This window comes from Serratia sp. CoH_122_TC_1, from assembly GCF_058191755.1.
In genome coordinates, this window is record NZ_JBXWLA010000063.1 from 1 (window position 1) to 452 (window position 452).

Annotated in this window: 1 protein-coding gene; it reads left to right on the plus strand. The window is 66.2% G+C overall.

Features of this window, described 5'->3' with window-relative positions; all coding sequences use genetic code 11:
• Positions 1–452 (plus strand): autotransporter outer membrane beta-barrel domain-containing protein (locus AC2FC2_RS26975; RefSeq protein WP_490660207.1); only part of this gene is annotated, 452 nt, incomplete at both ends.

Consider the following 452-nt stretch of genomic DNA (forward strand, 5'->3'; position numbering starts at 1 on the left):
CAACCGAATCAGGTCACGCTGAGCGTCGGCCGTAACGACACCTCCTTTGCCAGCGTGGCGCAAACGCAAAACGAGCGTGCAGTGGCGGCAGCGGCAGACGCGCTGGCGGCGGGCAACCCGGTGTTCGAGAGCATCCTGAATGCCGGTTCGGTCGGGGAGGCCCGTCAGGCCTTCCGACAGCTGTCGGGGCAAGTTCACGCGGATATCGCCTCGGCACAGGTCAACGACAGCCGTTACCTGCGTGATGCATTGAACGGCCGCCTGCGTCAGGCAGAAGGGCTGGCAACGTCATCGGACATCAAGGCGGACGACGACGGCGGTGCCTGGGCGCAGCTGCTGGGCGCCTGGGACCATGCGTCGGGTGATGCCAATGCCACGGGTTATCAGGCATCGACCTACGGCGTGCTGGTGGGGCTGGACTCGGCGCTGGCGGATGAATGGCGGCTTGGGGT